The organism is Paenibacillus sp. Mc5Re-14 (assembly GCF_001049835.1).
Classification (GTDB): domain Bacteria; phylum Bacillota; class Bacilli; order Paenibacillales; family Paenibacillaceae; genus Paenibacillus; species Paenibacillus polymyxa_C.
Genome location: NZ_CVPD01000001.1, coordinates 3,544,220 through 3,563,772, shown reverse-complemented (window position 1 = coordinate 3,563,772; position 19,553 = coordinate 3,544,220). Strand labels below are relative to the sequence as shown.

Here is a 19,553-nt window from a genome sequence, read left to right as displayed (position 1 = left end):
CATATCAGGGCTCAAATCCTTCTTTGCTCACATAGAGCTGTTCTTTCGGAAAAACATGAAGAAAACGCTCATAAACCGCCTTATAGGCGGCAGGGTGATACCATTCCTCCAGCCCCAATGACTCATACAGCGCACCAATGTTCAAGCTACGCGTCCGCCTTCCCCCGCTGCCGTCTCCCATAAAATAATCATCAATACAGACACGGTTGACCAGAGGCACAAGCTTGTCTGCAAAATGCTCACTGCTTGGCAGCATCGGAGCAATAGTAGCTTGCGTCGGCACACCTGCCTCTTTTAAAAGTTGCAGCGTTTGAAGACGAGCCTGGATGGGAGGAGCTTCCGGAGTGAAATGTTTGCGTATATCCTCGCGGTCTGTTTCTACCGTGATACTCACACGTGCACGTTCCTTCAATTGGAGCAATAAATCAACATCTCGTCGTACAAGCGGACTACGCGTCTGTACAAAGAGAAAATCTGGCGGATCTTCCACCATCACTTCCAGCAGAGATCGAGTCACCTCTTCCTTGTACTCGGCCGGCTGATAAGGGTCAGTGCTTGACGACATAAAAATCGTGACTTTCCCTCTAGATTGGGCCCTGCGAAGCTCCTTGCGAAGAATATCTGCCGCTTCTTTTTTAATATCAACCCATGTTCCCCAGGCTTCCTTCCGAAACGTAGAGACTGGCAATTGGCGTACATAACAATACGAGCAACCAAAGGTACAGCCGGTATACGGATTCAACGAGTGTGTATACCCCGACAAGAAGCCGGTTCCTTTATTCAAAAGAGTCTTGGGAGATTTGTAATACTCATTTTTCATACCTAACCTCACTACTATATTGATTTGTGTGTGCGATTTTTTTCAAGCTGCAAAAGCTTCACCTTCATGTCCAGCCCCCCACGATACCCGGTCAAAGCCCCATTCTTACCAATGACCCGGTGACAAGGGATGGTGACCAAAATCGGATTAGCACCGATGGCAGAACCTACCGCACGAACAGAGTTCGGCTTTTGAATAGCGTTGGCAATGTCTGAATAGGATTGTGTCTCCCCATACGGAATATTACACAGCGCGTTCCATACAGCCATTTGAAATGCAGTTCCATGAAAGTCAAAAGGGAATGTAAAATGTGTTCGCTCCCCTTGGAAATATTCAATCAACTCCTTGGCATAGAGCTGTAAAACGATATCCTCTTCAACTAAAGGACTGTCGGGAAATCGACTTCCTGCCCATGTTATCAATTCCTCTACAGGTTGATTAAGCGAACCGACATAACATAATCCTTCCGATGTAGCTGCAATATATAAATTCCAATCCTCGTGCGTCAATAATGACCAATAGATCGTTTTATTCATTTGATGTACCATGCTGTGTACCTCCTTTTTGAGTTGCTTTGGATTCGAGTTGGCGATACTGCAACGGGGTGTAACCTGTATTCTTTTTAAACAACGTAATAAAGTAAGGGATATTGGACAGACCTACGTTCTCCCCCACTTCCGCAACAGATTGATGTGAGCAAATAAGCAGCTTCTTCGCTTGTTTCAACCTAGTACGCTGTATATATTCCATCGGAGTGACATGCATGATTCGCTTGAAGGTACGATGTAAATGATACGGGCTTCCATGACTTATCTCTGCCAGGACGTGCAATGTTAAGTCCTTCATATAGTTCGAATCTACGTATTCTGCAACTCCTGCGATCCAGTCGTGATCAGGCAATCGTTGTCCTGTCGGTTTACATCTTTTACACGGACGAAAATGCTCAGCCAAAGCCTGCTCTGCTGATGTAAATAAACGGATGTTCTCTCTTTTAGGAGGTCGGGATTTGCAGGAGGGGCGACAAAATATTTTCGTTGTCTTCACAGCATACAAAAATACCCCGTCATAAGACTTGTCATTTTCTACAATAGCTCTCCACTTCTCGTCTGTTATGGATAAATCGGATGCTCTCATTTTAATCCCCCTCTTGTGCAATGTCCCCTGCCTCATATCTAAATTATAAACTAAATAGTGAACATATGTACCCCTCCTGGAATGTAAAAGCAAGATAACGAAAAAAAGATGACTCCGCGCGGAGCCACCTTTGATTTTAGTTCTCTATCTTATTTAGGCTTGCAGCTTACCGGGTTCAACCGTAATCTTCGTCTCATCTGAAGGATGCTGATATGCCTGTGACCAATAATCTGCATTTGAAATTCCCGCCTGCTTCGGGTCAAATACCGGGTCTAGCCCTTGGCGCCGTTGCCGCTCGTAATCCTTAAGCACGAGAAGCGCAGGCTTGGCCAAAAGGATCATAGCAATCAGATTCACCCACATCATAATACCGACCCCCATATCCCCTAGTGTCCACGCCAACGCAGATTCCTTGACGACCGTTCCATAAAAGGTCGAACCCAGAATAACCAACTTTAACAGGAACATAGGCCATTTGGCTTTACGGTCGGCAACCAGGTAGGCCATATTGGTTTCAGCGATGTAATAATACGCAATAATGGTGGTAAATGCGAAAAAGAACAAGGTTATGGACAAGAGACTTGATCCGAAACCCGGGAATACCGATTCGATAGCAGCTTGTGTATATTGTGTTCCTTCTTCAACACCCGGGAGATGCTGCACAATATAACCCCCACCCGGTCCCTTCACGTTGTACATCCCTGTAAACAAGACCATGAAAGCCGTGGACGTACAGACTAAAAAAGTATCTACATACACGGAAAAGGCTTGAACCAGCCCCTGTTTTGCTGGATGGGACACTTCTGCGGCTGCTGCCGGATGCGCACCAGAACCTTGTCCCGCTTCATTCGAATAAATGCCTCGTTTTACCCCCCAGGCAATGGCTGTCCCTGCTATACCACCGAACACTGAATCGATACCGAAGGCACTGCGAAAAATAAGGGTAAATACATCGGGAAGCGCAGTAATGTTCGTCACCATAATATAGAAAGAGACAAGGATGTAGCCAAGTGCCATGAAGGGTATGACTACCTGTGCCACATTGGCAATTCTTTTTACACCACCAAAAATGATAAGCGCCAGCAACACGACAACTACTATCCCGGAAACCTTCATATCCATACCAAACGAATTATGAAAAGCTACCGCAATCGAATTCGATTGAGTTCCCGGCAACAGTAAACACATAGCGACCAACGCTACAACTGCGAAAATAACCGCAAACCATTTTAAGCCTGTCCCTTTTTCAATATAAAAGGCCGGGCCGCCTCGATACTGACCATCACGCTTTACCTTATAGATCTGAGCCAGTGTAGATTCAACAAACGCAGTGGCCGATCCGATAAAAGCCATGACCCACATCCAAAATATTGCCCCGGGTCCCCCCATACCGACTGCCAGTGCAATCCCCGCAATATTCCCCGTTCCTACACGTCCTGATAACGCCATCGTAAAGGCCTGAAATGAGGATACACCTGCCTCAGAACTTTTCCCTTTAAAGACAAGGCGAATCATCTCTTTGAAATGTCTGATTTGCAGAAATCGAGTCATAATTGAAAATAATAGCCCCACGCTCAAACAGACATATACCACAGGATTGCTCCAAATGACGCCATTTACTGCCTCTGCCCACTTCTCTAACATTCCTTGCATTTCCCCCTGATCCATCAATTCATATTCAGTTAATGTTTTCAGAAAATTTTTCATATTTACAAGAAATTATAGATTAGTTTTTACAACCGTACAAGCTAATTTAATTGACATATTGTCAATTACAAATCGACTTATCTGCTACCTGAAAGGACGACAAAAAAGCTCTGAGGACCCAAAAAAGTGGATCGTCAGAGCTTGGTCTTTAAGAAATTCAGGCGATATCTTCTTGCACATTTGGAGCACTAGATAGTTTCAACAGCGGTGCCTGCTCAGCTATCTGCCCTTGAGAGATTGGGAGAATTTCCGTATATTCAGAAGAATTTGTGATGATAACCGGCGTAATCGTAGGATAACCCTCTGCCTTGATTTGCTCAACATCAAATTCGAGCAGCAGATCTCCCGCTTTAACTTGATCGCCTTCTTTAATATAGGAAGTAAAATGTTTACCGTCCAGCTTAACCGTATCTACTCCGACGTGAATTAGAACTTCTGCGCCCTGATGCGAAACCACTGCCAACGCATGCTTTTTCTTGAACGCCACCGTAATGGTTCCATCGAACGGGGCTACGACTCTGCCTGTTGTCGGCTGGATGGCGATACCTTTACCCATAGCTTCTGAAGCAAACGCAGGATCGGGAACCTCCGACAGAGCAACCACAGTTCCTTCAATCGGGCTTAGTACCTCTTCATTAGAAACGACAACTGTAGAAGTCGACTCTTTAGCCGAATTGTCAGTGGTTTCTTCCTCTTCAACTGGATCTTCGAAGCCTAAAATATAAGTCAAGATAGCTGAAATCAAAAATGAAACAGTAATCCCTAAAATCAATCCCGGGAAGCCTTGTCCGCCAGGACCGTAAAAGATCGGCAAGGTCAGCAATCCAGGTGCGCCAGAGGCAAATGCTTGGGTCCCAGCTTGGCCGATAATGGCACCACCAACAGCACCGCCGATAATACCTGCAATAAACGGACGCTTCAGCGGTAGCGTAACCCCATAGACCGCTGGCTCTGTGATACCGAACAACGCTGTAAGTGTAGCGGAACCCGCTAGCGTTTTCAGCTTTTTATTTTTCGTTTTCAGCATAACACCAAACGCTGCACCGGTTTGAGCAAAGATGGAAGCTGCAGCAGAAGGCTTAATACCGTCTCTGCCGTTAACAGCAATGTTATTAATAAATACAGGTACAAGACCCCAGTGAACCCCGAAAATAACGAGCAACTGCCAGCAAGCACCAAGAATTGCTCCAGCCAGCAGCGGACTAAAGCTGAACGCAGCAACGAGCGCGGTAGCGATTGCGTTGCCCACATACACCCCGACTGGACCAAAAACCATCAGGGTCAGAGGAAGCATAATTACAAGTAGAATTAAAGGTGTAATAAAGTTTTTGACACTCTCATGGATCAGTCGATTGCACCATTTTTCCAGCTTACTCATGACGATCACGGCTAAAATAATCGGAATAACGGTAGATGAATAACTCATCATCACAATAGGAATACCGAAAAAGTCTGTAGGTGTACCTTCTGTTTTCAGCGTGACAATCGTCGGATAAAGCAGCCCTCCGGCGATGGTCAGAGCAACGAAGATATTACCTCCGAATTTCCGTGCCGTTGTAACCGCTAACAAGAGCGGCAGGAAATAAAACAAGCTGTCGGCCGCAGCATACAAAATCATATAGGTAGTGTCTTTCGGAACCAGCCAGCCAAGGTTGCTCGCAATCAGCAGCAGACCTTTCAAAATACCGGACCCCGCCATAACTCCGAGCAACGGTGCAAAAATGCTGGAAATTACGTCGATTACAGCGCCAAACCCTTTCTTGCCTTTAGCTGAATTCTCTTCTTTTCCAGTTTCATTCAAAATGTTGGATACTTGGCCGATGGCATTATATACTTCTGGTACTTTGTTACCGACCACAACCTGGAACTGGCCACCGCTCTGCTTGACCGTAATAATTCCATCGGTTTTTTCCAGCTTTGCCTTGTCTGCTTTTGCCTCATCTTTTAGCACAAAACGCAGGCGTGTGGCGCAGTGTACGAGCGATACTACATTTTTTTCGCCGCCTACCAGGTGCACAATTTCTTTAGCCAGTTTTTCATAACTCATGATGGACACCTCCATGTTCTAAGGGGCTTTTTACCATATTTAGGCACACAAAAAACCTAAGCCTTGAAAAATGGTGGGCACTTGAGTCCCGCAATTTTTCATGACTTAGGTTTTGCCTGCATAACCAGTAACAATCCCAGTTAAAACTTATTAAATTCCTGTTACTCACATAATATAATTAAACTACCATATTTGTCAACAAAAACATTTAACCTTTTATTTTGATCCTTTTTCGAATAAAAGGTTTACCTTATCTATTCACCACTCGTTCAATATGCACAGTCAAATACAGCTTTTCTTCGTTCGTCAATTCGTGACCGTATTCTTTTTTTACAAAGGTTCCGATTTTCTCCGTACAAGCGGCTGCTTCCTTGTGCTTTTCCTTAATCATGTCATATAAATGATCATAGTTATTTTCATAGTGATTTCCCTTAAATACACGCTGGGCGAAAAATTTCAGATGCGTAATAAAGCGGAAATAACTCAAAGAATCCTCGTCAAAATCCACCTTAAAATGGTACTTGGCGATATTGATAATTTGCTGGATGAACTTCGTAATACTCATGGTCGTAATGACTTCCTCGTTCATTTCAGCATTCACAATGTGAAGGGCAATATAAGCCGCTTCATCCACAGGCAGTTCAATACCGAGCTTTTGTTTGATTTGTTCCAGCGTTCTCAGACCAATAGCGAATTCTTCTTTGTACAGCTGCTTGATTTCCCACAATAACGCGTTTTTGATTTCCAGTCCTTCCCGGTACCTTTCAATAGCAAAATTGATATGGTCGGTCAGAGAAACATAAATATTTTCGTTCAGCTTTCTGTTCAGATTATGCTTGGCGTCATTAATGACTTCCTCCACAATCACGATCAAATCCATCGGTACCTCGCGCAGCAGCATTTTGAAGTTATCGGATGTCTGCTTGTTTTTCAGCGCAAATACCTTCTGAATCCTGGTTTCGTCTACTTTGTCTCCTGGCTTTTTCTTAAAAGCAATCCCTCGACCCATGACCACGAGTTCTGTACCGTCTGTCTGGTAGACACTAATTACATTGTTGTTGATGACCTTTGCTATATTCATCTCGATCCCCCGTTCCCTATGCCAGCAAGAGCCACTCATGCTCCATCCACTTTATTGCAAACAAAAAAAACCGAAGCACGCCAAATAAACTAGACTGTAAAATCCGCTTATTCGTGGCTTAGGTTTTGCCTGCTATGCAGTAACAATCCTAAAAAATGATGGAATTGCGTCAAGTATAGCCCGAAAAGGAACGATTGTCAACGCTTTCAATCAAGAAACGAAGATCGGAAATCCCTATGGGTTCGGGACATCCGATCCTATTTTCTTGTCGTACGATTATTCGCCGAGATTTTCGCCGTCGGAATGAATTACGTCTTTGTACCAGTGGAAGCTTTTCTTTTTAATACGCTTCAACGAACCGTTGCCTTCGTTGTCACGGTCTACATAAATATAACCATAGCGTTTTTTCATCTCTCCCGAGGAAGCGCTGACAATGTCAATCGGTCCCCAGCTGGTGTAACCGATAATTTCGACCCCGTCTTGAAGAGCCTCGCCCATTTCGGCAATATGCCGCTTGAGATAGTCGATTCGGTAATCGTCATTCACTTCTCCTTCAGGCGAAACCACATCATTGGCCCCAAAACCGTTTTCCACTACGAATAAAGGCTTTTGGTAGCGGTCATGCAGTTGGTTGGCTGTGATGCGGAATCCTTTTGGATCGATCGTCCAGCCCCATTCTGACTTGTCCAAATATGGGTTGGCCACGGAGCCGAATACATTCCCGCTGGTCATGTTTTTGACAACTTCCGGGTCTGTGCTGGTTGTCCGGCTCGAGTAATAGCTAAACCCGATGTAGTCGACGGTATGATCTTTCAAAATGGCTGCGTCGCCGGATTCCATCTCGATGTTTAGTCCATGATCCTTGAAGAAGCGTTTCGCATAACCAGGATATTCGCCGCGTGACTGTACATCAATGAAGAAGTAGGACTCGCGGTCTTTTTCCATCCCCTGATACACATCTTCGGGATTACATGTATACGGATAGAAGCTGCCAGCAGCAAGCATACAGCCAATCTTCGCATCTGGAATAATCTCGTGACATGCTTTCACCGCCAGCGCGCTTGCAACAAGCTGATGATGCGCAGCCTGGTACTGAATTTGTTTAACGTTTTCACCTTTTTGAAATACAAGCCCGGCGCCGAGAAACGGCAGATGGAGCAGCATGTTAATTTCATTAAACGTCATCCAGTATTTCACTTTATCCTTGTAACGGGCGAATACGGTTTTGGCATAGGTTTCAAACAAACCTACCAGTTTCCGGCTGCGCCAGCTTCCATATTTTTCGATCAGAGCTACCGGCACGTCAAAATGAGCAAGGGTAACGACCGGCTGAATGCCATGTTTATGCAATTCATCGAACAAATCATCGTAAAATTGCAGCCCCGCTTCATTGGGAACAGCATCTTCTCCAGTTGGAAAAATACGAGCCCAGGCAATAGAAACACGCAGTGCCTTGAATCCCATTTCCGCAAATAGTGCAATATCCTCGCGATAGTGATGATAGAAGTCAATGGCTTCGTGGGAAGGATAGAATTCGCTTTCAAGTGGAGTCAGCGAAGGAACATTCCCTTTCATTATGCTTCTTCTCTTCTCTCCGGTAGGCAGCAGATCCACCAGACTCAACCCTTTACCGTCTTCCAAATAAGCCCCCTCAGCCTGGTTGGCAGCAAGAGCACCACCCCATAAAAAGTCTTTAGGAAAAACATAACTAGACATAAACGTTCTCCTTCCAAATGTGTAATAAAAGGGATACAGAAAGGGTGATGAGTAATAAAAAAAACCCAAACCAGCCTGATTACACTTGCAGTGTAAACAAGCCAGTTCAGGTTATGCCCTATCGGTAACATCCCATGAAAAGGTTATTCATATTTGATTGAAACTCTAACAAAGATTTAGGAGCCTGTCAAATTTAATAGATATGATACATACGTTACTCACTCTAAATTAAATACATTTGTTTAGTTTATTTTCGAAAAATAACTAAACTAAACAACTTAATTTTTATAAACAGACTAATTGACAGCGGTTTATAGAGATGATACGATGACTTCGAAAATAAAACTTTATATAATTTGTACACCATAGTTTAGTTTTGTTTAGTGTGATTTCAATTTGTTTACTTCTAGTACAAGGAGAGTTATTCATGAAAAAGCTGAAACTGGGGTATGCGCCTACTCGACGATTCACCTTCAGTGCTGAGGATGCATTCCGCTACAAAGTTGCCATTCGCAAACAAATCGAGAGCTTCGGAATGAACATGGACATCGTGGATTTGGAAGGACTTAATGAAGAAGGTTTACTGTATGACGATCATATTAACGCAGACTTGATTATCAAACGTTTCAAGGAAGAGGAAGTAGACGCCGTTTTCTTCCCCCACTGCAATTTTGGTACCGAGGATACGGTTGCCCGTGTGGGCAAGGCGATTGGCAAGCCGGTGCTATTGTGGGGTCCACGTGATGAGGCTCCTCTAGCCGACGGGATGAGATTGCGGGATACCCAGTGTGGATTGTTCGCCAGCGGAAAAGTGCTTCGCCGCTTTAATGTCCCTTTTACCTATATCACAAACAGTCGTGTAGCTGATCCGGTATTTGAACGAGGCTTTAACAACTTTATCTCGGCTGCCAATGTAGTACGACAATTCCAAAGTTTACGGATTCTCCAAATAGGTCCTCGTCCTGCTTCCTTTTGGACCATGATCTGCAATGAAGGGGAACTGTTGGAGCGATTCGGTATTGAAATTCATCCAATTACACTAGTAGATATTCAGCTCCGTTCAAAGAAAATTGCTTCCGGAAGCAGTGCTGAGCTTTCAGAAGCGATTGATTATATCAAAGAAAAGCTGGACTACAGTGAAGTCACCGAAGAAGATATCAGACGCATCGCTGCACTTAAAGTAGCCATGAAATCCTACGCTATCGAAACGGGAAGTACAGCTATCGCCATCCAATGCTGGTCCTCCCTCCAGGAAGCTATGGGAATTATGCCTTGTCTGGCTAATGCCATTTTGACAGATGAACAAATTCCGGTCACCTGCGAAACCGATATTCACGGAGCTATTACTTCGGTTATGGTGCAAGCGGCTGCGATGAACGAACTGCCAACCTTTTTTGCTGATATTACAGTACGTCACCCTGAGAATGACAATGGAGAACTTTTATTCCACTGCGGGAACTTTCCAGTATCCATGTCTATTGAGAACAAACCCAAACTGCGCAAGCACTTCCTGTTCGATGATCACGCACCAGGCACACATGAAGGACAAATCAAAGGCGGCGGCATGACCATCGCTCGTTTTGATGGTGATCATGGAGATTATTCCATTTTCCTCGGCAAAGCTAAAGGAATTGAGGGACCTTATACCCGCGGCTCGTATGTCTGGGTAGAAGTCAACGACTGGCCGTTATGGGAAGAAAAGCTCGTCAAAGGTCCTTACGTCCATCACTCTGTTGGCATTCACGCTAACGTCATCCCAGCTCTGTACGAGGCCTGCAATTACCTTCCAGGCGTTAAGGCAGATCCAGTAGATCCTACCGAACAGGAAATCCAACGCTGGTTGCGTGGTTCCGATCTCGCTGTCACCAAGTCGGGTATTCTGGTTTAACTATATTTTTTCAGGAGGACACTATGGAAATCCTAGACTTGAAAATCAAAGCCGCACAAATCCGTAAGGACCTGCTCACCATTATTCATCGTGCCAAAACAGGACATACAGGAGGCTCACTGAGCAATACGGATATACTCACCGCCCTATACTACGAAATCATGAATATTGATATCGCTAATCCTAAATGGGAAGAACGCGACCGCTTTATTGCCAGCAAAGGACATTCCGTCGAATCTTTATGGTGTATTCTGGCAGACCTTGGTTTCTTCCCTAAAGAAGAACTGGAAACCTATAGCCAATTCGGTACCCGTCTGATTGGGCATCCGAACAATAAGGTTCCCGGTGTTGAGATGAATACAGGCGCATTGGGCCATGGCCTCCCCATCTCAGTCGGCATGGCACTGGCTGCCAAGCGTGACGGGCGATCCTACCGTGTATTCTGTCTAATGGGTGACGGAGAGCAAGCTGAAGGCTCCAATTGGGAAGCCGCTATGGCAGGTGCCCATTACAAACTGGATAATCTTGTCGGCATCATTGACCGCAACGGCCTGCAAATCAGCGGTACAACCGAGGAGGTTATGGGACTTGAGCCGCTGGAGGAGAAGTGGGCCGCCTTCGGCTGGAATGTTATCTCCATTGATGGCAACAGCATGGAGGAACTAATCCATACATTCCGCAATGTCCCCGAAATTGAAGGCAAACCAACGTTGGTGCTGGCAAACACGATCAAGGGAAAAGGAGTATCCTTTGCCGAGGGTGTTCCAGGCTGGCACCATCGTATTCCAAGTGATGATGAACTTGAACGCGCACTGGCGGAACTAACGCAAGAAATAGACGAATTATCCGGGGAAGGACAGGTGAGATAAACAATGAACAAAATCCCTAATCGTCAGGTCATCTGTGAAACGTTGCTTAGTCTTGCCAAAGAGGATCGGGATATTATGGTGTTGGCTAGTGATTCTCGCGGCTCTGCTGCTATGGCCCCCTTTGCCGATGCCTATCCGGAACAATTTGTGGAAGTAGGCATTGCCGAGCAAAATATCGTCGGTATGTCTGCCGGACTCGCACACAGCGGTAAAAAGCCGTTCGTCACCTCTCCTGCCTGCTTCCTGAGCATGCGTAGTATTGAGCAAATCAAGGTAGATGTAGCTTATTCCGGAACCAATGTAAAACTGATTGGGATAAGCGGTGGTGTTAGCTACGGCGCACTGGGGATGTCCCATCACTCTGTCCAAGATATTGCTGTGGCCAGAGCGATTCCTGGTTTGATGGTCTTACTCCCCGCCGATCGTCATGAAACCAAGAAAATGACCGAAGCGCTGGTTCAGCATGAAGGAGGCGCATATGTACGGATCGGACGTAATGCTGTTGAGGATATCTATCCGTCCGATGATTATCCATTTGAGATTGGAAAAGCTGTCACCTTGCGAGAAGGATCAGACATTACTCTGATTGGCGCTGGTGAGACCGTCCGTATCATTCTGGATGCGGCTGAGTTGCTCCAGCAGATGGGTGTGAAAGCTCGTGTTCTCAATATGCACACCATCAAGCCACTTGATGAGGAAGCGATCATCGCCGCAGCCCGGGAAACGAGAGGTATTGTCACCGTGGAGGAGCATAGTGTATTCGGAGGCTTGGGTGCTGCCGTAGCAGAAATGGTGGTTCAACATCAACCGGTTCCTATGAAAGTGCTGGGCATACCGGATGAACCGGCGATTGCCGGCAAAACAGCTGAAGTCTTTGAACATTATGGACTTACCTCTGACAATATCAGCAAGATTGTGCTCGAATTGATGAACAAGTAAGGAGCTGTAGCTGTAATGAATATCGAGACCTATATTCTGGCGATCGATCAAAGCACTTCTGGAACCAAAACTCTGCTGGTCAATCAGCAGGGCGATGTGATTACCCGTTATTCTTTGGAGCACAAACCATATTACCCACAGCCGGGCTGGGTTGAACATGACCCGCTTGAGATATATCACAATGTGCTTATTGCTGCGAAAGGCGTACTGGAGAAAGCCGGACTTTCTCCCTCCTCGCTGGCCGCAGTAACGATTACGAATCAGCGAGAAACGGCTCTGATCTGGGATCGTTCTACTGGCTTGCCTATCTATAATGCCATTGTATGGCAGTGCCAGCGAACGGCAGAGGTCTGCACACGCTTGAAGAATACTGGCTATGAAGATGTTATACGCTCCAAGACAGGTCTAATGCTCGATCCTTATTTCTCTGCCGCCAAGTTCAATTGGATTTTGGAACATGTACCTCATGCCCCCCAATTGCTTGCTGAAGGTAAACTACTTGCGGGGACCATTGACAGCTGGCTGCTATGGAAACTTACAGGCGGTCAAATACATGCAACCGATTACAGCAACGCCAGCCGTACTTCCCTTTTTAACATTCACACGCTGGCTTGGGATAGGGATTTGTGCAGTATATTTGGTGTTCCTTCCTCCATACTCCCTGAGGTAAAAGCATCCGATGCCTTGTATGGCTATACACAGGAAGCGGAATTATGGGCCGAACAAGTAGCTATATCAGGCATAATCGGAGATTCACAGGGTGCACTGTACGGACACCGTTGCTTCGAGACTGGCGACGCCAAAGCGACATATGGGACTGGAACATCTGTACTTATGAATATTGGTTCGCAACCCGTGCAGGGCGGTGACGGCCTGGTCACAACGATTGCCTGGGGGGCTTCAGGAAAGATTACTTATGCATTGGAAGCCGTTATACGTACGACCGGAGACAGTATAAAATGGACAAGGGATAATTTAGGATTATTCTCGTCATTTGAGGAAATGCAATCCATGATCACCGAATTGCAGGACAATGAGGGCGTATATCTGATCCCTGCTTTTGTTGGTTTAGGTGCCCCCTACTGGAATCCCTCTGCACGTGCTGCAATTGTGGGTATGACCCGTGGAAACGGCAAAGCACATATTGTGCGCGCAGCGCTGGAGAGTATCGGGTATCAAGTGAGAGATGCGGTAGAATTTATACGTGAACAATCCGGTGTACCCCTTACTAGTTTACGTACAGATGGCGGGGCCTCATCTAACAGCTGGCTCATGCAGTTTCAGGCAGATATTCTGGGTACCCATGTTACCCGCTCTACCTGTGCCGAGCTGTCTGCAATGGGCTCTGTGTATCTGGGCGGTCTTGGAGTCGGATACTGGTCAGATCCTAAAGGCATCGTCACGGGAAACACCTCTGATCAGAATCTATATGAGCACTACACTCCTAGTATGGATGAAGTCAGGCGCCAGCGGCTTTATACAGGTTGGCAAAATGCTGTGCAGATGGTAATACGTTCAGACCAACCGCTTACACCATCTTCTTCCGCTAACTGTTGATTGAATCTTCCTCATTTACTTTTGAGCTTACTACAAGCTTCCGGTTATTTTACAGGTGTTACACTTGGATAATCGGAGGTTTTTTATGTACACTGCTTGTATTCCGTTTTACAGAAAGGGGGAAACCTTGAATGAATGCACGCATGGTTTCAATTCTTCAGCACTTGCTGGCTGCCGATGCTCCTGTCAAAAGTGATTATCTCGCCAAATTGATTCAGGTTACTTCACGTACCATCCGCAGCGATATCCGGGAACTGGATGAATTTCTATCTAAGCACGGGGCAGCAATTGAACCTGTTCGTTCAAGGGGATATGAACTAAAAATTACTGATAATCGTAGCTTTCGTGCGCTGCTGCAGCAGTTGTTCCTGTCCGGCGAGCCCGATGATCCAGGTTCTCCCGGTTACCGGCAATTGTATTTAATCAAGCGTCTCCTGCTCGCTGATCATTATGTGAAGCTGGAAGACCTCGCAGATGAGCTATATATAAGCAAGTCTACGGTGCAGAATGATTTCAAAGAGGTCAAACAAACCCTACAAGGCTACGGAATCACCACTGACAAACGGCCAAATTACGGAGTCAAACTGAAGGGTGATGAAGTTCAGCTTCGGTTTTGCTTGTCCGAGTTTATTGTAAGTCGTTCCGAAGAACAAGGCGGAACACTTCATGCAGCGCTGCGCATCGTCACCCCGCACGAAATGACGCTGATTTGCGGAATCGTTCTGGAACAGACTCAGAAATATGAAGTAACGCTCTCCGATATCGCGTTCAGCAATTTATCTATTCATATTGCAATCGCCTGCAAGCGTATTCGTGACGGAAACCAGGTAGCTATGCTCTCGACGGAAATAGGAGATCTGCGGGGCACCGACGAATTTCGGGCTGCCGAGCATATTGTCGGGCTGATCGAAAAGGAATTGCAGTTGTCTTTTCCCGAAGATGAAATCGCCTACATTGCCATGCATCTTGCCGGAAACAAGTGGTTTGTCGGAATTGAAGGACAACAAATAGAGGACATGGGACCCGAGAAGCTGCTGGACTGGAACATCTATGAATTGGGCAAGGAAATGCTCGCCGAGATCGACAGGGATTTGAATCTGAACATCAGCCGTGATACGGAACTGCTCATAGGCATCTGCCTTCATCTGAAGCCGGCGCTGAACCGGGTAAAGTACGGGATGAACATCCGAAACCCCATGCTGGAGCATGTCAAGAGCAACTACTCTCTGGCTTTTCAAGCGGGAGTCATTGGTGCCAAGCTGGTCGAGAGCAAGCTGAATATTGCGATCCCGGAAGCGGAGATGGGCTATCTCGCCATTCACATCGGAGGAGCCATCGAACGACAGCGTATGAACACCCGGCCAAAACGCTGTCTGGTCGTCTGCACTTCAGGAGTTGGAAGCGCCCGGCTGCTCAAGTACAAACTGCAAAGCACTTTTGGCAGCTCGCTTGAAGTGGCGGGTACAACGGAATATTACAAGCTTCAGCAGGTCCCCCTCCATGACATTGACTTTGTGGTGAGCACCATTCCCATTCAGCTGCCATTATCGGTTCCGGTCGTGGTCGTGCAGACACTTCTTGGCGGCAGCGATATGGGCAAAATCGGAAGTTTTCTGACTGGTGAAGCCGAGTTTGATTTTCATTACATTCGGGAGGAACTCGTATTTCTGAGACAAAATTTTACCACCAAGGAAGAGGTCATCTCTTTTCTGGGCCAAAAAATATATGCTGAAGGGCTGATCCGCTCTGCAGAAGGTTTTATAGGACTCGTTCTGGAACGAGAACAGGCTGCACCCACGGCTTACGGAAATTTGGTAGCCGTTCCTCACCCTATCATTCCGCAAAGCAATCAAACCGTATGGGCGGTCTGTACCCTTCAACAACCTATCGAGTGGGGCGACAAACCAGTGCAGTTCATCTGTCTCCTCAGCATTGAAAGAAACGGTAAAGAGCCACCGTCTAAAATGTATAACCATCTCATGGAACTGGTCGACAATTCGGATATCGTCCAGCAGATGTTAAAATGCGAAACGTACGAGGAATTCTCCAGGATTATCGTTAAATATAAGCTGTATTGAACCAAGCTTCGCAGTGCATCTAGCTGATATTCACAGAGCGGGTGCTGCTTGGAGCTTTTTAAAATGAAAGCGTAGTAGCAATGAATGAATTTCCGTTACTGGCGGAAAAGACTTGGGTTTAGATCTCGGCAGCAAACCTATACACTGAATCTGTAAGTTAAAGAGAAAAAAGCATGAGGTGAACGAGATGGAGGAGTATCAAGAAATTATTATGGGAATTATCACTAACTCAGGTGTTGCCAAGAGTAAAGCGATGGACGCGATCGCTCTTGCTCAAAAAGGTAACACACAGTTGGCGGCAGAGCGGCTTGAAGAAAGCAAAGCCGAGTTGGTTAAAGCGCATAAATCACAAACGAGGCTGATTCAACAGGAAGCTGGCGGAACCGTCCACGAAGTCACACTGCTTATGGTACATGCTCAAGATCATCTTATGTCAGCCATCACAACTAAAGATCTGGCTGGACATATGATTGAGCTTTACAACAGATTGAATCGCTATGAAGAAATCACAAATCACACTTCCAACGGAGGGAACAACGGATGAAACAAATTACACTGGTATGTGCTGCAGGAATGTCTACAAGTATGTTGGTACAGAAAATGCAAAAGGCCGCACAAGCGCAAAACCTTGAGGTTGAAATCAGGGCTACTTCCGAAAGTTCGTTTAAAGAATATGCCGACAAGACGGATGTACTGCTGATCGGACCACAAGTCGGTTACCTGGAGGATGATTTCAAGGCAAAATATGAACCTAAAGGCATTAAGGTAAGTGTTATCAATATAGTAGACTACGGTATGATGAACGGCGAAAAAGTGCTAGGAGACGCGCTTAAGCTGTAAAGCCCAGAGTCAGATGCTCACTCATCAGCCGAACAAGGAGGTTGGTCAAATCGGGCAACGATATATGATAATCCTGCATGTTGTTTCATTAAATGAAAGCGTTATCTAAGTTATTATATAGGCGGATGAAAGTCTATAGTAGGAGTTGAATAAATATGGCTAGCCAACAAAAATTCTCTTATAAGCTTCAAAAAGTGGCGGGTACAATTCAGCAAAACCGTTACATGAGCGCAATTTCCAACGGACTGATGTCCACCCTTCCTTTTCTGATTATCGGAGCATTTGCAACTCTCTTCTCTGCACTTGCTTGGGAGCCTTACCAGAATCTTATTGCGCCCGTGAAGGCCATAATCGGGTTGGCATCGACGATGACCACCGGCATCATCGCTCTGTATGCGGTATTTTTTATAGCCTACAGACTGGCGCAAGCTTTTGACAAGGACCCCCTTGTTCCGGCGGCAACCGCCCTTCTCTCTTTTCTTATCGTTACACCGATCCAGACCTTTGATAAAGTCCGTGCTTTGCCACTTCAATGGCTCGGCGCGCAGGGATTATTCGTTGCCATGATCGTCGGTTTGATTGCCGCCCGGTTGTATATTTGGATTGTCGACCGCAATTGGACGATTAAAATGCCTGACGGGATCCCGCCTACCGTTGTCAAAACCTTCTCAGGCTTGATCCCGGCCGTCTTGGTAGCCCTTGTGTTTGTTATCGTTGCTGGTTTGTTCATGCAGACTTCATTTGGTACAGTCCACGATTTTATCTATACTTATCTCCAAATACCACTGGAAGGGTTGGGCGGATCACTCGGCGCTTTGATTATCGCGCTGATCATTATGCAGGCTCTGTGGATGTTCGGAATTCACGGTGCAATTGTTATACTCGCTATCGTGAAGCCCATCTGGATGAGCCTGGATCTAGCCAACCTTGACGCTTTCCAGGCAGGCGCTCCACTTCCAAACATTATCGGGCTGGCCTTCTGGTCCATCTTCTGCAACTATGCGCCAATGCTCGGATTTGCCCTGCTATTGGTTTTCCTGGCCAAGAGCAAACAGCTTCGCACGATCGGCAAACTCGGTCTTCCGGGTACCTTTTTCTCAATTCACGAGCCGTTGATCTTCGGAATTCCAATGGTATTGAACCCGTTGCTAGCCATTCCGTTTATCGTTGCCCCCATCATTTGTGCGGTGCTCGGCTATATTGCCACCAACATCGGCTTGTTGCCCGCACCAATCGGGATTTACCCGCCTTTCGGCACCCCTATCTTTGCTCTGGGCTTCATCGAGGGCAGTTGGAAACTAGCCGCCGCACAACTGGTACTCATCCCGATCAGTATGCTGATCTACTATCCGTTCTTTAGAGCGCTGGACAAGCAGGCTCTGAAGAAGGAACACGAAGCGCAAGAGCAATTGGAAAAGCAAGCAAGTGAAACCACAGCAAGTCCCGCTATCCTATAATAGAAAAAAGGCAGAAGCGGCGGACGGATACACGGTCACCGCTTCTGTCATGACAATCGTTAGGAGAGGAAGCTTTTGATTCAACTGAGTATAGCTGAGAACAAACGATATTTCATGAATGAGGGTAACCCCTTTTTTTATTTGGCCGATACGGTTTGGAGCGCATTTACCAACATCACGCTGGAGGAATGGGCCTATTATCTGGATTACCGGAAAAGTCAGGGCTTCAATGTCCTGCAAATCAATATGCTGCGCCAATGGGATGCAAGTGGCAGCGATTTGAACTATGAGCCTTTCGCATATGCCGAGGATGGCAGCTACAATTTCTATACGTTGAACGAAGAATATTTTACCAGAGCCGAGACGATGATCGAAATGGCTGTAAACAGAGGTTTTGTTCCTGCACTGGTCCTATTATGGTGTAATTATATCCCGGATACGTGGGCTGCCAAGCTTCGTGAGGAGAAAAAAATGCCGCTTGGGGCAGTGGAACCTTATGTGCGTTATGTTGCCGATCGGTTCTCCAAATTCTACCCCATATATATTATAAGTGGTGACACCGATTTCCCCTCCGAGCGTGCCAACCAATATTACCGACTTGCTCTCCATACCATCAAACAGCACAGCCCGCAGTGCCTGACCACTCTGCATATTCAAGGAAGATTAGCTTCACTGCCAGAGGAATTTATTAATGACCCCCATTTGGATTTTTACATGTACCAGTCAGGACATAATTCACAATTTCAACCAACAGCGTATACACTCGCACTGGACTTCTGTAATAAGCCTGTCACCCGACCGGTGCTCAACTCAGAGCCCTGTTATGAACAGATGGGCTACAGTCGAAAAGTCTATGGCCGCTTCAGCCGCGCCGATGTTCGTAAGGCAGCTTGGCAAAGTCTTCTGTCCGGGGCGTCTGCTGGCATAACCTATGGAGCCCACGGTATTTGGAGCTGGCATCGGAAAGGCAAAAAGTTCGGTGTAACTGGGGAGGGATTCGACAGTCCATATGATTGGCAGTCTGCACTTAAGTTTGAAGGGGCATGGGATTATGGATTGGCCAAATGGCTCTTCGGGATATATGGAATTACGGATATGCAGCCTTGGAACATAGTGCTTAAAAATACGGAAGAAATCCGTGCGGCTGTAAGCGCCGATTACATCAAGGTCGCCATCTACGTTCCAATCAACACTGTGCTGAAGCTAAACGTGGATTTAAGTGAATATGACTTCACGGTCATTGACCTGGAGAATCGTCGTTTTGGCACAGCTTCAATCTCTGTGCAAGAGCAGATCACGATCATTGGTATGCATGATTTTGAAGCTGATGTCTTGCTGATCGGCATAAGAAAATAACCGTGATTACTTACCGTCTTTTTCACCATTTCACCTACTATGTACAACATACAAACAGCCCCGC

16 protein-coding genes are annotated in these 19,553 nt (G+C 46.2%); 9 read left to right on the top strand and 7 right to left on the bottom strand.

Annotation, left to right across the window (positions count from 1 at the left end; translation table 11 throughout):
• Positions 1–4 precede the first annotated feature (4 nt).
• The 7 genes from BN1546_RS16145 to BN1546_RS16115 all read right to left on the bottom strand — a co-directional run bounded on the left by BN1546_RS16145 (position 5) and on the right by BN1546_RS16115 (position 8,505).
• Positions 5–820, bottom strand: coding sequence for an SPL family radical SAM protein (locus BN1546_RS16145; RefSeq protein ID WP_090738305.1), 816 nt, complete (start codon positions 818–820; stop codon positions 5–7).
• 14 nt (positions 821–834) lie between these two features.
• Positions 835–1,368 (bottom strand): methylated-DNA--[protein]-cysteine S-methyltransferase, encoded by a 534-nt coding sequence (locus BN1546_RS16140; protein WP_013372957.1) that lies wholly within the window; start codon positions 1,366–1,368, stop codon positions 835–837.
• Complete coding sequence (locus BN1546_RS16135) at positions 1,349–1,954, bottom strand: bifunctional transcriptional activator/DNA repair enzyme AdaA (RefSeq protein WP_025674186.1); 606 nt, start codon at positions 1,952–1,954, stop codon at positions 1,349–1,351. Before BN1546_RS16135 ends, BN1546_RS16140 begins: the two co-directional genes overlap by 20 nt.
• A 153-nt stretch (positions 1,955–2,107) precedes the next feature.
• Positions 2,108–3,598, bottom strand: a complete 1,491-nt coding sequence (locus tag BN1546_RS16130; RefSeq protein ID WP_090738303.1) for an alanine/glycine:cation symporter family protein — start codon at positions 3,596–3,598, stop codon at positions 2,108–2,110.
• 220 nt (positions 3,599–3,818) lie between these two features.
• Positions 3,819–5,708 (bottom strand): beta-glucoside-specific PTS transporter subunit IIABC, encoded by a 1,890-nt coding sequence (locus BN1546_RS16125; protein WP_090738301.1) that lies wholly within the window; start codon positions 5,706–5,708, stop codon positions 3,819–3,821.
• Between the two features lie 250 nt (positions 5,709–5,958).
• Complete coding sequence (licT, locus tag BN1546_RS16120) at positions 5,959–6,789, bottom strand: BglG family transcription antiterminator LicT (protein ID WP_013372961.1); 831 nt, start codon at positions 6,787–6,789, stop codon at positions 5,959–5,961.
• A gap of 276 nt (positions 6,790–7,065) precedes the next feature.
• The gene (locus BN1546_RS16115; protein WP_090738299.1) at positions 7,066–8,505 is read right to left on the bottom strand and encodes a 6-phospho-beta-glucosidase; all 1,440 of its coding nucleotides are present in this window, start codon (positions 8,503–8,505) and stop codon (positions 7,066–7,068) included.
• Positions 8,506–8,932: 427 nt separating this feature from the next.
• Between BN1546_RS16115 and BN1546_RS16110 the strand changes: the two genes are divergently transcribed.
• The 9 genes from BN1546_RS16110 to BN1546_RS16070 all read left to right on the top strand — a co-directional run bounded on the left by BN1546_RS16110 (position 8,933) and on the right by BN1546_RS16070 (position 19,489).
• Positions 8,933–10,393 (top strand): L-fucose/L-arabinose isomerase family protein, encoded by a 1,461-nt coding sequence (locus BN1546_RS16110; RefSeq protein WP_090738297.1) that lies wholly within the window; start codon positions 8,933–8,935, stop codon positions 10,391–10,393.
• Positions 10,394–10,416: 23 nt separating this feature from the next.
• Positions 10,417–11,262 carry a transketolase gene (locus tag BN1546_RS16105; protein WP_013372964.1) on the top strand — a complete coding sequence of 282 codons (846 nt, stop codon included), beginning with the start codon at positions 10,417–10,419 and terminating at the stop codon, positions 11,260–11,262.
• A 3-nt stretch (positions 11,263–11,265) separates the two neighbouring features.
• Positions 11,266–12,201 carry a transketolase family protein gene (locus BN1546_RS16100; RefSeq protein WP_058712498.1) on the top strand — a complete coding sequence of 312 codons (936 nt, stop codon included), beginning with the start codon at positions 11,266–11,268 and terminating at the stop codon, positions 12,199–12,201.
• Between the two features lie 15 nt (positions 12,202–12,216).
• Positions 12,217–13,758 (top strand): glycerol kinase GlpK, encoded by a 1,542-nt coding sequence (glpK, locus tag BN1546_RS16095; protein ID WP_090738296.1) that lies wholly within the window; start codon positions 12,217–12,219, stop codon positions 13,756–13,758.
• A gap of 131 nt (positions 13,759–13,889) precedes the next feature.
• The gene (locus BN1546_RS16090) at positions 13,890–15,836 is read left to right on the top strand and encodes a BglG family transcription antiterminator (protein WP_090738294.1); all 1,947 of its coding nucleotides are present in this window, start codon (positions 13,890–13,892) and stop codon (positions 15,834–15,836) included.
• A 187-nt stretch (positions 15,837–16,023) separates the two neighbouring features.
• Complete coding sequence (locus BN1546_RS16085; protein WP_016324702.1) at positions 16,024–16,380, top strand: PTS sugar transporter subunit IIA; 357 nt, start codon at positions 16,024–16,026, stop codon at positions 16,378–16,380.
• Positions 16,377–16,676, top strand: coding sequence for a PTS sugar transporter subunit IIB (locus tag BN1546_RS16080; RefSeq protein WP_025674198.1), 300 nt, complete (start codon positions 16,377–16,379; stop codon positions 16,674–16,676). Before BN1546_RS16085 ends, BN1546_RS16080 begins: the two co-directional genes overlap by 4 nt.
• A 155-nt stretch (positions 16,677–16,831) precedes the next feature.
• On the top strand, positions 16,832–18,133 hold the full coding sequence (locus BN1546_RS16075) for a PTS sugar transporter subunit IIC (protein WP_058830366.1): 1,302 nt from the start codon (positions 16,832–16,834) through the stop codon (positions 18,131–18,133).
• Positions 18,134–18,208: 75 nt separating this feature from the next.
• Complete coding sequence (locus BN1546_RS16070) at positions 18,209–19,489, top strand: glycoside hydrolase family 140 protein (protein ID WP_090738292.1); 1,281 nt, start codon at positions 18,209–18,211, stop codon at positions 19,487–19,489.
• The last annotated feature ends 64 nt before the right edge of the window (positions 19,490–19,553 follow it).

Coding starts and splice junctions, on each gene's coding strand:
- BN1546_RS16105 (WP_013372964.1), top strand. CDS start 10,417: ATGGAAATCCTAGACTTGAAAATCAAAGCCGCACAAATCCGTAAGGAC.
- BN1546_RS16100 (WP_058712498.1), top strand. CDS start 11,266: ATGAACAAAATCCCTAATCGTCAGGTCATCTGTGAAACGTTGCTTAGT.
- BN1546_RS16090 (WP_090738294.1), top strand. CDS start 13,890: ATGAATGCACGCATGGTTTCAATTCTTCAGCACTTGCTGGCTGCCGAT.
- licT (WP_013372961.1), bottom strand. CDS start 6,789: ATGAATATAGCAAAGGTCATCAACAACAATGTAATTAGTGTCTACCAG.
- BN1546_RS16145 (WP_090738305.1), bottom strand. CDS start 820: ATGAAAAATGAGTATTACAAATCTCCCAAGACTCTTTTGAATAAAGGA.
- BN1546_RS16140 (WP_013372957.1), bottom strand. CDS start 1,368: ATGGTACATCAAATGAATAAAACGATCTATTGGTCATTATTGACGCAC.
- BN1546_RS16125 (WP_090738301.1), bottom strand. CDS start 5,708: ATGAGTTATGAAAAACTGGCTAAAGAAATTGTGCACCTGGTAGGCGGC.
- BN1546_RS16115 (WP_090738299.1), bottom strand. CDS start 8,505: ATGTCTAGTTATGTTTTTCCTAAAGACTTTTTATGGGGTGGTGCTCTT.
- BN1546_RS16110 (WP_090738297.1), top strand. CDS start 8,933: ATGAAAAAGCTGAAACTGGGGTATGCGCCTACTCGACGATTCACCTTC.
- BN1546_RS16075 (WP_058830366.1), top strand. CDS start 16,832: ATGGCTAGCCAACAAAAATTCTCTTATAAGCTTCAAAAAGTGGCGGGT.
- BN1546_RS16130 (WP_090738303.1), bottom strand. CDS start 3,598: ATGTTAGAGAAGTGGGCAGAGGCAGTAAATGGCGTCATTTGGAGCAAT.
- BN1546_RS16135 (WP_025674186.1), bottom strand. CDS start 1,954: ATGAGAGCATCCGATTTATCCATAACAGACGAGAAGTGGAGAGCTATT.
- BN1546_RS16080 (WP_025674198.1), top strand. CDS start 16,377: ATGAAACAAATTACACTGGTATGTGCTGCAGGAATGTCTACAAGTATG.
- glpK (WP_090738296.1), top strand. CDS start 12,217: ATGAATATCGAGACCTATATTCTGGCGATCGATCAAAGCACTTCTGGA.
- BN1546_RS16085 (WP_016324702.1), top strand. CDS start 16,024: ATGGAGGAGTATCAAGAAATTATTATGGGAATTATCACTAACTCAGGT.